The following is a 12,112-nucleotide window of genomic DNA, read 5'->3' as shown; positions in this document are numbered from 1 at the left end:
CTCGCGTCCGGCTCAATACACCCGCAGCACCTCGAACTGCTGCCGGGCGGGCGCGAGCTGTATCGACACCTCGTCACCCTCGCATTTACCCAGCACGGCCCGGCCCAGCGGGGCTTCGGCGCTGACGACCTGCACGAGCAGGCCGGCGCTCGGCAGCTTCATGCTGCCCCCGTCCGGGCCGAGAAAAAGCCATTGCTGCCGGTCGGCGGAGTCGAGCAGGCACACCAGAGCGCCGAGCTGGATGCCTTTGCCGGCGTCGTAGGCAGGCGGGCGGAACTGGCGCCATCGGGCCAGCGCCTGGCGGATCGCGTCGGCGCGCCGCGCCTGGCCGGTGGCCAGGTAGGCCGCTTCGAGTCCCAGGGTGTCGTACTTGTTCTCGGCGATGTTTTCTTCGTGGGTCGCCGTTTCATGGGCCGCCCGCACGGCCTCTTCGGCCTGCAGCAAGTCTTCGGCGAGCCGGTCCAGCACCTGCTGGTGCAGCGAGGATTTATCCATGGAGAAAGGTGGGCATGTAGGCAGCGCAATGCGGGCTCGGGAGCCGGATTGTGTTGCACACGGCGCGAGGATGCGCGGTCCTGCCGCATAGGTCGAAGCCGGCCCCCCCGGCGTCGCCCGCGATCGCCCAGGCGCAGCGATGAGGCTCTGCCCGGCTCCCGTCCGCGTCAGGCCTGCGCCAATCGGGCGACGGTCCTCGCAGCCACATCGCGAACCCATGGTTCGCGTTGCCAATGCCCTTCGGCAAAGGCGACGATCTGCTCGGCGTAGGTCAGCGACAGGCCGATGACATCGAGCCCCTCCATCTGCATGTGGCGGTGCCGCGCCGACATGCCGAACGCCGCATCGACGCTGGCGCTGCGGACGCGAAGATGCTGCAGGTCGATGCGCACTTCCGCGGTCGCCGGGCGGTCGGCGTCTGCCATCAGCGCGGCGATGTCGGCTGGCGGCAACATCACCAGCAGCAACTGGTTGTTCATGGCGTTCGAATAGAAGATCTCGCCGAAGCTCGGTGCGATCACCGCCTGGATGCCGTACTGCTGCAGGCCCCACACCGCATGTTCGCGGCTGGAGCCGCAGCCGAAGTTGGCACCGCCGATCAGGATGCTGGTGCCGGCGCGTTCGGGCCGGTTGAGCACGAAGTCGGCACGCGGCGCGCCCTGCGCGTCGTATCGCAGGTCGTACAGCAGGCCGCGGTCCAGGCCCGACTTGTCGATGCCGTGCAGGAACTGCTTGGGCATGATCTGGTCGGTGTCCAGGTTCTCGATCGGCAGGGCGGCGGCCCGGCCGACCAGGGTGTTGCGCTCACGCATGCAGGGCCTCCAGTCGGCGAACGTCGGTGATGGTGCCGGTGAGCGCCGCGGCCGCGGCCATGGCGGGGCTCATCAGGTGGGTGACCGCTCCCCGGCCCTGGCGGCCTTCGAAGTTGCGGTTGGTGGTGGAGGCGCAGCGCACGCCGGCCTCCAGGATGTCGCCGTTCATGGCCAGGCACATCGAACAGCCCGGCTCGCGCCACTCGAAACCGGCGTTCTGCAGCAAGGCGGCGATGCCCTCCTTCTCGGCCTGCTGCTTCACCGCACCCGAGCCCGGCACGACCATGGCACGCACGCCCTCGGCCACATGCCGGCCCCGAACCACCTCGGCTACCGCCCGCAGGTCCTCGATGCGGGCGTTGGTGCACGAGCCGATGAACACATGCTGGATCGGCGTGCCCTCGATCGCAGCGCCCGCCGCCAGGCCCGTGTAGCGCAGGGCCTGTTCGGTGCTGCGTCGCAGGGGGCCGGCGGCCTGTTCCTGCGGCAGCGGAATGCGGCCTTCGATGGAGATGACCTGGTCGGGGCTGGTGCCCCAGGTCACGTGCGGCGCGACGTCGCTGGCGTCGAAGCGGTGCTCGATGTCGAAGACCGCGCCGTCGTCGCTGTGCAGCGTGGCCCAGTGGCCCAGCGCGGCTTCGCGCATGTCGCCCTGGATGTCGGGTGCGCGCTGCAGCACGTAGTCGATCGCCCGGGCATCGGGTGCCATCAGTGCGCCGCGGGCGCCGGCCTCCACCGCCATGTTGCAGACGGTGAAGCGCGCCTCCACCGACAGCGCTTCGAAGGCACTTCCGGTGAACTCGATGACATGGCCGCGCGCGCCCTGCGCGCCGATCCGGCCGATGATCATCAGCACCAGGTCCTTGGCGGTGGTGCCCGTCGGCAGCCGGCCGTCGACATGGATGCGCATGTCCTGCGCCAGCCGGTAGACCAGGGTCTGGGTGGCCAGCACATGCTCGACTTCCGAGGTGCCGATGCCGAAACCCAGGGCGCCCAGTGCCCCGTAGGTGGTGGTGTGCGAGTCGCCGCAGATGACCACCATGCCGGGGCGGATCATGCCGTGCTCGGGCGCGACCACGTGTTCGATGCCCTGCAGCGCGTCGTTGGTGTCGAACAGCGCAATGCCGTGACGGTCGCAGTTCTTCTTGAGATTGCGCGCCTGCAGCGCCGGTGCCGCATCGCGGATGACACGGATCACGCCGGGCTCGGTCGGTATGACGTGGCTGACCACCGCCACGTTCTGCCCGGGCATCGGCACGCCCCGGCCCTGCTCGTCGAGGCCGGCGAAGGCCTGCGGGCTGGTGTATTCGTTCATCAGGTGCAGGTCGCAGAACAGCAGCACGTTCTGTTCGTCCAGTGTGGCCACGGTGTGCGATTCGACCAGCTTGCGGTAGAGGGTACGGGGCGTCATGCGAGCACCTCCTGGGCAAGAAAGGGCCGGACCTGCTCCAGCAGCAGGTCGGGCGCCTCTTCGGCGATGTAGTGGCCGCAGTCGAGGGCCCGTCCTTCCACCTGCAGCGCGACCTGGCGCCATTCCTGCAGCGGATCGAAACACCGGGCGACCACGCCCTGCGCGCCCCACAGCGCCAGCACGGGCATGGCCAGCATGCGGCCGGCTTCGCGGTCGTCGCGGTCGTGTTCCAGATCGACGCCGGCGGCCGCCCGGTAGTCCTCGCACAGGCCGTGCGCCGCACCCGGCAGCGCGATGCAGCGCCGGTATTCGGCCAGGGCCCGGCGATCGAACGGCGCCAGCCCGGCACTTCGCCGGCCCATCACGTCGTGGACATAGGCGGCCGGATCGGCCGCGATCAGGCGCTCGGGCAAGGGCTGCGGCTGGATCAGGAAGAACCAGTGCCAGTAGGCCCGGGCGAATGCCTGCGATGTCTGCTCGTACATGGCGAGCGTGGGTGCGATGTCGAGCAGCACCAGGCGCGAGACCGCGTCCGGATGGTCGGCCGCCAGCCGGTGCGCGACCCGGGCTCCCCGGTCGTGCGCCAGCACCGCGAACCGCTCGAAACCGAGGCTCGCCATGAGCGCGCGCTGGTCCCGGGCCATCACGCGCTTGGCGTAGTTGGCGTGGCCCGCCGTGCCCACGAGCTTGGACGAATCGCCATAACCCCGCAGGTCGGCCATCACCAGGGTGTGGTCGCGCGACAGCACCGATGCCACGCGGTGCCAGATGGCGCGGGTCTGCGGATGGCCGTGCAGCATCAGCAGCGGCGGGCCGGAGCCGCCCACGGTGGCGGCGATTTCCACGCCGGGCTCCACCTCGGTGCGGCAGTGCCGGAAGCCTGGAAACAGGGAGTCGAGCGCCTCTGCGGGCGTGCCTGATGTCATCTTTTCATTCACCGGTGATGCCGCGCTCTTTCACGAGCTTCGCCCACACGGGCATTTCCTGCTCGAGCTTGGCTCGTGCGGCGGCGGGGGTCGAGGGAGTGGGATCGAAGCCTTCCTTGACCATGCGGTCGCGGACGGCGGGCGTCGCCATGGCCTTGTTCAGCGCGGCGTTGAGTTTTTCGACGACGGCCGGCGGCGTGCCGGCCGGCGCGAAGGCCATGAACCAGGTTTCGAACAGGTAGTTGGGCAGGCCGGCTTCGGCGATGGTGGGCACATCGGGCATCAGCGACGAGCGCTTGCCGCCGGTCACGCCCAGCGCCCGCAGCTTGCCGCCCTCCACCTGCGGCAGCGCCGCCGACAGGACCGGGAAACTCATGTCGACCTGCCCGGCGATGGTGTCCACCAGGGCCGGGCCGCCGCCGCGATACGGCACATGCAGGATGGACACGCCGGCCGTCGCCTTGAACAGCTCGGCCGCCATGTGGAAGGTGCTGCCGGCACCGGCAGAGCCGTAGCTGTACTTGCCCGGCGAGGTTTTCACCTTGGCGATCAGCTCGGCCACGTTCCTTGCCGGAAAGCCGTTGTTGACCACCAGCACATGCTGCGAGCTGGCCACCATGCCGATGGGCGCGAGGTCCTTGCGCGTGTCGAAGGGCATCCGGGCGAACAGCGCCGGGTTGATGGCCAGCGATACCGTCTGCAGGCCGATGGTGTAGCCGTCGGCCGGGGCCTTGGCGACCACATCCACGCCCAGGTTGCCGCCTGCGCCGGCGCGGTTCTCGATGAACATGTCGCCGCCCAGGGCCTTGGCCCATTCGGCGGTAACCAGGCGCGCGGCGATGTCGGCGCTGCCGCCCGGCGCATACGGAACGATGAGCTTGATCGGGCGCTCGGGAAATGCCTGCGCATGCACCGCGAACGGCAAGCAAACGGCGGCCAGGGCTGGTAACAGCAGGAAGGTCGTGAGGGATCGGCGCTGCATCGGTTTGTCTCCGTCTAATCGTTGGAAGCCGAATCGTAAACATGAGCCCCGTCTCTACAATAGGTGCCCGGTAACTTCTTTCAGTCTTCTGGGTAACGAATGGACGGCTTCTCCGACCTCGCATTCTTCGGCTTGCTCAACCAGAAAGGCAGCATGGCCGCCACGGCCCAGGAGCTCGGAGTGACCGGGCCGGCGGTGAGCAAACGCCTGGCCCAGCTCGAAGCCCGCCTCGGCGCGCGGCTGCTCAACCGCACCACCCGCCGCATGAGCCTGACGCCCGAAGGCGAAACCTACCTGGTCGACGGCGCGCGGCTGCTGCACGAACTCGAGGCGCTGGAGCGCACCGTCTCGGGCCACCAGGCCAGCCCCAAGGGTTTGCTGAGGGTCAGCGCGACGCTCGGTTTCGGCCGCCGCCAGGTGGCGCCCGCACTCGGCCGGTTCGTCGAGCGGTATCCGGAGCTGGAGGTGCAGCTGCACCTGAGCGACCGGCCGGTGAACCTCGTCGAACAGGCCTTCGACGTGGTCATCCGCTTCGGCGAGATGCCCGATGCGCAGCTCACCGCGCGGCTGCTGGCGGACAACCGCCGCATCCTCTGCGCCAGCCCGGCCTACTTGCAAAGGGCGGGCATTCCCGCCACGCCGCGCGAACTGGCGCGCCATGCCTGCATCTTCATCCGCGAAGGCGATGAAACCTTCGGCACCTGGCACCTGCGCAACGGCGCCAGGACCGAGACGGTGAAAGTGCGGGGCGCCCTCAGCAGCAACGATGGCGAATCGGCCACCGGCTGGGCCCTGTCCGGCCACGGCATCCTGATGCGTTCCGAATGGGAGATCGCCGCCCAGGTCGCGGCCGGAGCGCTGGTGCCGGTGCTGCCCGACTGGCACCTGCCGCCGGCCGATGTCTATGCGGTGTTCCGCACCGGCCGGCATCTCTCGGCCAAGACGCGGGCGCTGGTCGACCACCTGCTTTCGTGGTTCGCGGACCAAAGAGGAAGGTCGAACGAATCGTGGACCCGACAGACCCGGCGCTGACTGCCGGCGGCCGCTAGAACCCGAACACCCCCGCCGCCCGCAGCTTCTCGGCCTCGGCGCGCACGACATCGTTGACCACCGCCAGCGCCGAATTGCTGGCCCGCTCGATACGGGTCGCCACCACCAGCAGGCGGTTCACCTGTGCGCCGGAAATCTGCGAGAGCGTGAGCCGGCCCGGCGGCGCGTCCTTGAAGACCGACACCGGCATCACCGTGGCCCACGACCCCTGCAGCACCAGCTCGCGGATCGCATCCACCGAATCGATCTCGGCCTCCACCTGCAGCTGCGCACCCAGCGGCGCCAGCGCCCGCTCGACGATGCCGCGGTGCAGGCCGGTCATGAGCACGGGCAGCTTGCCCAGTTCGGTCGGCGACACCAGCTCCGGCAGGCCGCGCGCAGCCGATGCGACGAGGGCGAAGGGCTCCACCAGCAAGGGCTGCTGGGCCAGCGCGCGGTGCGCCGCCGGATTGGTCACCACCGCCATGTCGACGAGCCCCCGCTCCAGGCCCTCCATCAGCTGCGGCGTGAAGGCTTCGCGCACCACCAGCCGCACGCCGGCCAGGTCGCAGTGGACGCGCTCGAACACGCCGGGCAGCAGTACCCGGGTAAGCGTCGGTGTTACGCCCAGCACCACGGTCGCGGCCTGGTCGGCGCTGCCGGCGTCGAGCGCCAGCCGCACCCTCGTCGCCTCGGCCAGCATGCGGCCGGCAGACTCGTAGAGCGTCGCGCCGTCCTGCGTGAGCCGCACGCCGCGTGCGCTGCGCTGGAACAGCTGCACGCCCAGGTCGGCCTCCAGGTCACGCATCTGGCGGGTGAGCGCGGGCTGGGCGACGGAGACGGCGACCGCGGCGGCGGTGAAGCTGCCCGCGTCGGCGATGGCGACGAAGTAGCGCAGGGTGCGGAGGTTCATGGCAGACGCGGGCGCGGCAGAAGCAATAGCACGATGATATGGCTCGCGACCGAATCGGCATTGGACCGCAAGCACCGCCCTTCCTAGACTCGCCGCCACAGAACACAGGAGACAGGGGCTCGCCCGGCCACGGGCGCGCCCGCCGACCATGGCGAGCCAGGACCACACCAGCCACCGGGCGCAGGGCGACGAGCTGCGCCGTTTCATCCGCCAGATCCTCCACCGGGTCGGCCTGCCGGCGAGTGACGCCGACACCGTCGGCTCCCTCATGGCCGAAGCCGACCTGCAGGGCTCCGACGGCCACGGCGTGATCCGCCTGCCGCAGTACGTGCAGCGCATCGAATCCGGCGGCATCAACCGGCATCCGGACATCCGCGTGGTGCAGGAACGCGCCGCGATGGCGGTGGTGGACGGCGACAACGGCATGGGCCACCTGGTGGTGTCGCGCGCGGTGCGGCTGGCCATCGACAAGGCACGCGAGGCGGGCGTGGCCTGGGTCGGCACCCGACACAGCAACCATGCCGGTCCGGCATCGCTCTACGCCCGCATGCCGCTGGCGCACGACATGATCGGCCTGTACTTCGCGGTGGGCAACGCCAACCACCTGCCGCCCTGGGGCGGCATGGACATGCTGCTGTCGACCAACCCCATCGCCGCCGGCATACCGGCCGGCGACGAACCCCCGGTGGTGCTCGACATGGCCACCACCGTGGCCGCCTACGGCAAGGTGAAGGCCAAGGCCAAGCGCGGCGAGCCGATGCCCGAGGGCTGGATGGTGGACCGCCAGGGCCGGCCGCTGACCGATCCGAACCGCGCGCACGAAGGCTTTCTGATGCCCATCGGCGGCCACAAGGGCTACGGCCTGGCGCTGATCGTGGGCCTGCTCGCGGGCACCCTGCAGGGCGCGGCGATGGGCCGCGAGGTGGTCGACTTCAATGCCGACCACGTCACGCCCACCAACACCGGCCAGGCGATCCTGGTGATCGACCTGGCGGCCTTCGGCGGCGCGGCGCCGTTCAAGTCGGCGGTCGACACCCTGGTGCGCGACATCCGCGGCGGCGAACGGCTGCCGGGCGTGGAGCGCATCTGGCTGCCGGGCGAGCAGAGCCACGGCAAGCGCGAAGCCTACGAGCGCGAGGGCGCGCCGCTGCCCGACGCCCTGCTGCAAGACCTGGACCGGCTGGCCGAACGCCTCGGCGTGGAACCCCTGCGGCGTGCGCAACCCGAGCCGGTCGGGGCGTGAAACGAAGAGCACAAGAACAGAAGAACGGAGACCAGCGACATGAAAGCCACCGCCCTGCCCCGCAGCATCGCCCGCGCAGCCCTGCTGGGCCTCGCCGGCCTCGGTGCCGTCACCATCCAGGCGCAGCCCGCCTGGCCCGCCGCCAAGGCGATCCACATGATCATTCCCCTGGCCGCCGGCAGCGCGGTCGACAACGGCGCCCGGGTGCTCACCCAGCGCATGGGAACCGAGCTGGGCCAGAGCTTCTACCTGGAGAACATCCCCGGCTCCTCCGGCCTGATCGGCGCCGAACGGGTCGCCAAGGCGACACCCGACGGCTACACCATCGGCGGCTTCAACGACAGCGTGCTGACCATGGTGCCCAACATCTACAAGGCCGCCTGGGATCCCCTGACCGACTTCGTGCCCGTCTCGCTGGTCGGCACCATCGAATGGGGCCTGGTGGTGAAGCCCGACTCGCCCTACAAGACCGTCGCCGACTTCATCGCCGCCGCCAAGGCCAGGCCCGGCAAGCTCAACTACGGCTCGGGCGGCAGCGGCAGCCCGCAGCACCTGGCGATGGCGATGTTCGCCAGCCGTGCCGGCATCAACGTGACCCACGTGCCCTACAAGGGCGCCACCCCGGCGGCCATCGCCGTGGCGGCCGGTGAAGTGGACGGCGCCTTCCAGGGCCTGGGCACGGTCACCTCGCTCATCGCCGGCGGCAAGCTGCGCCTGTTGGCGGTATCGACCCCGCAACGCCTGGCACAGTATCCCGACGTGCCCACCGTCGGCGAGTCCGGCCTGCCCGATTTCCTCTTCAACTCCTGGTTCGCGATGGTGGCGCCCCGGAACACCCCGGCCTCCGTGGTCGACCGGCTGTACGGCGCCATGAAGAAGTCGCTCGACGACCCCGAGGTGAAGAAGCAGCTCGTGGCCCAGGGCATGACGATCCGCGGCACCACGCCGGCCGAGTTCGGCGCCGCGTTGAAGGACCAGTTCACGCTTTACCGGCAGGTGATCCAGAGCAACGGCATCAAGGTCGAATAGGCCCGCATCAGACCGGCGAGCGGCGATCCGGCGGCCACCGGCAACCACAACACCCGAGACGACGACATGAGCGAAGCACGCATCCTGCGCCCCAGCGCACTCAAGGCCTACGAACGTGGTGGCGGCGCCCGAACCGTGCCCCTGGTATCGGCCCGGCTAGGCGCGCAGAGTTTCATCAACGGCATCACCGAATTCGGGCCCGGCGCGCAGATTCCCTGGCATTTCCACAACTGCGAGGAAAGCGTAATGCTGCTGGAAGGCCGGGCGGTGTTCGACATCGGCGAGGAACACCACGACCTGCAGCCGCAGGACACCACCTTCATCCCCTGCGGCGTGCCGCACCGTTTTCGCAATGCGTCGGACACCGAAGGCATGAAGATCCTCTGGATCTACGGCCGGGTGGACGCCACCCGCACCCTGCTGGAGACGGGCGAAACCCGCGCCGTCTCGGCGGAGCACGTGTGAGCATGAAAGCGTCGCGCCGCGCATTCCTTGGAGCGTCGGCCGGCGTGGTCGGCGGTATTGCCCTGACCGGCTGCGCCTCCACCGCCGCGCTGCCACCGACATGGCGTCCCTCGCCGGGCGAGCCCTCGGTGGCCCGGGTGCCGGTTTCCATCGCCGGCCGGCGGGTGCGCACCATCGACGTCCATGCCCATTGCTACGTGCCCGAGGCGCTGGCCTTGCTGGGCGCGGCCGAGGCCAGATCGACCCTGCCGCCGGTGCGCGGCCAGCAGGACCATTTCATCGTGGTCGACAAGCGCCTGGCCGAGATGGATGCGATGGGCATCGACATGGAAGTGCTGTCGATCAACCCTTTCTGGTACCGGCAGCCGCGCGAGAACGCCGAGGCCATCTGCCGGCTGCAGAACGAAAAGATGGCCGAGCTCTGCCGGGCCGCGCCGCAACGCCTGGGCGCATTCGCCTCGCTGGCCTTGCAGTTTCCGGACCTGGCCGTGGTGCAGCTCGAGGATGCGGTGACGCGGCTGGGCCTGCTGGGCGCGGCCGTCGGCGGCAGCGTGGCGGGCGAGGATTTTTCGGAACCGCGTTTCCACCCCGTGTGGGCCAAGGCGCAGGCGCTGGGCGTCACCTTGTTCATCCACCCGCAAAGCACGCCCGAGCTGGCGCGACGCTTCAAGGGCAACGGCTGGATGTCGAACGTGGTCGGCAACCCGCTCGACACCACCATCGCCCTGCAGCACCTCATCTACGAAGGCGTGCTCGACAAGTTTCCCGACCTGAAGATCTGCGCCGCGCACGGCGGCGGCTACGTCGGCATGAACGCGCCGCGCATGGATTTCAGCTGCTACGTGTCGCCGGCCAATTGCAACCCCGACATCGTGCTCAAGCAGCGGCCCAGCGACTACATCCGGCGCCTGTACTTCGACGCCCTGGTGTTCACGCCCGAGGCGTTGCGGCACCTGGTCGCCGAAGTGGGCGTGAGCCAGGTGATGCTGGGCACCGACCACCCCATCCCCTGGGAAACCCACCCGGTCGATCACGTGATGAACACGCCGTCGCTGAGCGATGCGGACCGCGTCGCGATCCTGGGCGGCAATGCGGCGCGCATGCTGGGGTTGAGGAGCTGAGCGTTCAATTGCCGCCGGCGAACGCGGCGGCCTTGGCCTGGGCATTCACCCGGTCGCTGTCCTTCGCGATCAGCTGACGCATGTGCGCTGCGCCCTGCTCGGCAGCAGCGGGCGCTGCGCGGCCATGTCGGCCAGCCGGGCCTTGAATTCGGCCGTGGACGCGACCGCGCTCACCGCGCTTTTCGACGGCCACCGGTGACCGCCACCGCCTTCACCTTGCCGCCCTTGGGGCCTCGACGAAATGCGCGGTGGTGCCCGGGCCGCCCGAGCCGAAATCGACCTTTCCCGGCTGCTGCTTCATGCGCTCCACCAGACCGGGCAGGTCGGTGATGCCGCTGGCATTGCCGACCGACACCACCATCGAAACCGTGGCGACGATGCCGACCGGCTCGACGTCGGCCGCCGCCTTCTGATTCGGTTCATGTGGCCGTCTCCGCGATGCCGGTGTCTTGGCGTTCGGTCGCGAGGCGCCGGATGACCGCGGCGGTCATCGCGCGGCAGCCGGCCTGCCCGCCCAGGTCGCGGGGCACCGCGTCGCCTTCGGCGAGCACCTGTTCCACCGCCTGCTCCACCCGGTCGGCGGCCGACACGAGCCGCGTGTCGTCGTGGCGGTCGCCCAGCCAGCGCAGCATCAGCGCGCCGGAAAGAATGGTGGCCAGCGGGCTCGCCAGGTCCTGGCCGGCGATGTCGGGCGCCGAACCGTGCGCGCCCTGGAACAGCCCGTGGTGGTCGCCGAGCTCGGCCGAGGGCGACAAGCCCATGCCGCCGATGGTGGCCGCGCCGAGGTCGGAAATGATGTCGCCGAACATGTTCTCGGCCACGATCACGTCGTAGTAGTCGGGCCGCTTCACCAGGTGCACCGTCATCGCGTCGACATAGGCGTAGTCGATCTCGACGTCGCCGTATTCCTGCGCCACCTCGTCGCAGACGGCGCGGAAGAAGGCGTAGCTGCGCAGGATGTTGGCCTTGTCGCAGACCGTCATGCGGCGCTTGCCGTCACGCGGTGCGCCCTGGCGCTTGCGCGACAGCTCGAAGGAAAAACGGGCCACCCGTTCGACGCCTTTGCGGGTGACCACGAGGGTGTCGGTACAGACCTCGCCGCGCAGGTTGATGCCCCCGCCCCGGCTGGCGTAGAGGCCTTCGGTGTTCTCGCGCACGATCACGTAGTCGATCTGCCCGGCCTGCCAGTCGCGCAGGGGCGAACGCACGCCCTTCCACAGGCGCACCGGCCGTACGTTGGCGTAGAGGTCGAGCTTGAAGCGCAGCTGCAGGTGCAGGTCGTTGCCGACCTCGGTGCCGTCGGCATAGGTGATGCCCGGCATGCCGGCGGCGCCATGCAGGATCGCGTGGGCGGTCTTGCAGGCCGCGAAGGTGTCCGGCGGCAGCACGTGGCCGGTGCGGGCGTAGTGGTCGGCGCCGCCGTCGTGGTGGCTGAAGTTCAGCAGGTCGGCACCGCAGGCTTCGCGCAGCACCGCCACGGTGGCCTGGCAGACCTCCGGGCCGATGCCGTCGCCGTCGATCGTCGCGATTTCGTACTGCTTGAGGGGCATGGAAATTCCTTCGGAGCGGGTTGGTCGAATGGCTGGCGGCGCGGTTGGGGTCGTCGCCAGTCTCCAGCCGATAGCGCGCGTGGACGCGGCCGTCCGGCGCGCCGTAGGCACCGCGGTCGTCAAGGATCGGGTCTGC

The 12,112-nt window shown here is 69.7% G+C and carries 14 protein-coding genes; 5 read left to right on the top strand and 9 right to left on the bottom strand.

Going from position 1 to position 12,112, the window contains the following annotated elements:
• Positions 1–12: 12 nt before the first annotated feature.
• The 5 genes from R9X41_RS06615 to R9X41_RS06595 form a co-directional block, all read right to left on the bottom strand.
• A complete protein-coding gene (locus R9X41_RS06615; protein WP_318634089.1) occupies positions 13–495 on the bottom strand; it encodes a GreA/GreB family elongation factor in 483 nt (160 codons plus the stop codon).
• Positions 496–662: 167 nt separating this feature from the next.
• The gene (leuD, locus tag R9X41_RS06610) at positions 663–1,307 is read right to left on the bottom strand and encodes a 3-isopropylmalate dehydratase small subunit (RefSeq protein WP_318634088.1); all 645 of its coding nucleotides are present in this window, start codon (positions 1,305–1,307) and stop codon (positions 663–665) included.
• Complete coding sequence (leuC, locus tag R9X41_RS06605; protein WP_318634087.1) at positions 1,300–2,718, bottom strand: 3-isopropylmalate dehydratase large subunit; 1,419 nt, start codon at positions 2,716–2,718, stop codon at positions 1,300–1,302. The genes leuD and leuC overlap by 8 nt, the downstream gene beginning before the upstream one ends.
• Positions 2,715–3,644 (bottom strand): alpha/beta fold hydrolase, encoded by a 930-nt coding sequence (locus R9X41_RS06600; RefSeq protein ID WP_318634086.1) that lies wholly within the window; start codon positions 3,642–3,644, stop codon positions 2,715–2,717. Before R9X41_RS06600 ends, leuC begins: the two co-directional genes overlap by 4 nt.
• 4 nt (positions 3,645–3,648) lie before the next feature.
• Positions 3,649–4,626 (bottom strand): tripartite tricarboxylate transporter substrate binding protein, encoded by a 978-nt coding sequence (locus tag R9X41_RS06595; RefSeq protein ID WP_318634085.1) that lies wholly within the window; start codon positions 4,624–4,626, stop codon positions 3,649–3,651.
• Positions 4,627–4,725: 99 nt separating this feature from the next.
• Between R9X41_RS06595 and R9X41_RS06590 the strand changes: the two genes are divergently transcribed.
• On the top strand, positions 4,726–5,658 hold the full coding sequence (locus R9X41_RS06590; protein ID WP_318634084.1) for a LysR family transcriptional regulator: 933 nt from the start codon (positions 4,726–4,728) through the stop codon (positions 5,656–5,658).
• Between the two features lie 13 nt (positions 5,659–5,671).
• On the opposite strand, the gene R9X41_RS06585 is transcribed toward R9X41_RS06590, so the two are convergent.
• A complete protein-coding gene (locus R9X41_RS06585) occupies positions 5,672–6,568 on the bottom strand; it encodes a LysR family transcriptional regulator (protein ID WP_318634083.1) in 897 nt (298 codons plus the stop codon).
• Positions 6,569–6,716: 148 nt separating this feature from the next.
• On the opposite strand from R9X41_RS06585, the gene R9X41_RS06580 reads away from it, so the two are divergent.
• The 4 genes from R9X41_RS06580 (at position 6,717) to R9X41_RS06565 (ending at position 10,426) form a co-directional block, all read left to right on the top strand.
• A complete protein-coding gene (locus tag R9X41_RS06580) occupies positions 6,717–7,811 on the top strand; it encodes an Ldh family oxidoreductase (protein WP_318634082.1) in 1,095 nt (364 codons plus the stop codon).
• 39 nt (positions 7,812–7,850) lie between these two features.
• Complete coding sequence (locus tag R9X41_RS06575; protein WP_318634081.1) at positions 7,851–8,840, top strand: Bug family tripartite tricarboxylate transporter substrate binding protein; 990 nt, start codon at positions 7,851–7,853, stop codon at positions 8,838–8,840.
• Positions 8,841–8,906: 66 nt separating this feature from the next.
• Positions 8,907–9,305, top strand: a complete 399-nt coding sequence (locus R9X41_RS06570; RefSeq protein WP_318634080.1) for a cupin domain-containing protein — start codon at positions 8,907–8,909, stop codon at positions 9,303–9,305.
• Between the two features lie 2 nt (positions 9,306–9,307).
• A complete protein-coding gene (locus R9X41_RS06565) occupies positions 9,308–10,426 on the top strand; it encodes an amidohydrolase family protein (protein ID WP_318634079.1) in 1,119 nt (372 codons plus the stop codon).
• A 4-nt stretch (positions 10,427–10,430) separates the two neighbouring features.
• On the opposite strand, the gene R9X41_RS06560 is transcribed toward R9X41_RS06565, so the two are convergent.
• From R9X41_RS06560 to R9X41_RS06550, 3 genes are read right to left on the bottom strand one after another with little or no spacing between them, the layout of a single operon-like run.
• Entirely contained in the window at positions 10,431–10,619 is a 189-nt protein-coding gene (locus R9X41_RS06560) for a hypothetical protein (protein WP_318634078.1), read from the bottom strand.
• Positions 10,620–10,637: 18 nt separating this feature from the next.
• Positions 10,638–10,787, bottom strand: a complete 150-nt coding sequence (locus R9X41_RS06555; RefSeq protein WP_318634077.1) for a hypothetical protein — start codon at positions 10,785–10,787, stop codon at positions 10,638–10,640.
• 58 nt (positions 10,788–10,845) lie between these two features.
• Positions 10,846–11,976 carry an isocitrate/isopropylmalate dehydrogenase family protein gene (locus R9X41_RS06550; protein WP_318634076.1) on the bottom strand — a complete coding sequence of 377 codons (1,131 nt, stop codon included), beginning with the start codon at positions 11,974–11,976 and terminating at the stop codon, positions 10,846–10,848.
• Between the last annotated feature and the right edge of the window lie 136 nt (positions 11,977–12,112).

This window comes from Xylophilus sp. GOD-11R (assembly GCF_033546935.1).
Taxonomy (GTDB): domain Bacteria; phylum Pseudomonadota; class Gammaproteobacteria; order Burkholderiales; family Burkholderiaceae_C; genus Xylophilus.
The sequence above is the reverse complement of the archived record's forward strand: the minus strand, read 5'-3'. Positions and strand labels throughout refer to the sequence as shown.

What these genes read in the sequence shown, in the direction of transcription:
- R9X41_RS06615 (WP_318634089.1), bottom strand. Translation starts at nt 495, where the DNA reads ATGGATAAATCCTCGCTGCACCAGCAGGTGCTGGACCGGCTCGCCGAA.
- leuD (WP_318634088.1), bottom strand. Translation starts at nt 1,307, where the DNA reads ATGCGTGAGCGCAACACCCTGGTCGGCCGGGCCGCCGCCCTGCCGATC.
- leuC (WP_318634087.1), bottom strand. Translation starts at nt 2,718, where the DNA reads ATGACGCCCCGTACCCTCTACCGCAAGCTGGTCGAATCGCACACCGTG.
- R9X41_RS06600 (WP_318634086.1), bottom strand. Translation starts at nt 3,644, where the DNA reads ATGACATCAGGCACGCCCGCAGAGGCGCTCGACTCCCTGTTTCCAGGC.
- R9X41_RS06595 (WP_318634085.1), bottom strand. Translation starts at nt 4,626, where the DNA reads ATGCAGCGCCGATCCCTCACGACCTTCCTGCTGTTACCAGCCCTGGCC.
- R9X41_RS06590 (WP_318634084.1), top strand. Translation starts at nt 4,726, where the DNA reads ATGGACGGCTTCTCCGACCTCGCATTCTTCGGCTTGCTCAACCAGAAA.
- R9X41_RS06585 (WP_318634083.1), bottom strand. Translation starts at nt 6,568, where the DNA reads ATGAACCTCCGCACCCTGCGCTACTTCGTCGCCATCGCCGACGCGGGC.
- R9X41_RS06580 (WP_318634082.1), top strand. Translation starts at nt 6,717, where the DNA reads ATGGCGAGCCAGGACCACACCAGCCACCGGGCGCAGGGCGACGAGCTG.
- R9X41_RS06575 (WP_318634081.1), top strand. Translation starts at nt 7,851, where the DNA reads ATGAAAGCCACCGCCCTGCCCCGCAGCATCGCCCGCGCAGCCCTGCTG.
- R9X41_RS06570 (WP_318634080.1), top strand. Translation starts at nt 8,907, where the DNA reads ATGAGCGAAGCACGCATCCTGCGCCCCAGCGCACTCAAGGCCTACGAA.
- R9X41_RS06565 (WP_318634079.1), top strand. Translation starts at nt 9,308, where the DNA reads ATGAAAGCGTCGCGCCGCGCATTCCTTGGAGCGTCGGCCGGCGTGGTC.
- R9X41_RS06555 (WP_318634077.1), bottom strand. Translation starts at nt 10,787, where the DNA reads ATGGTGGTGTCGGTCGGCAATGCCAGCGGCATCACCGACCTGCCCGGT.
- R9X41_RS06550 (WP_318634076.1), bottom strand. Translation starts at nt 11,976, where the DNA reads ATGCCCCTCAAGCAGTACGAAATCGCGACGATCGACGGCGACGGCATC.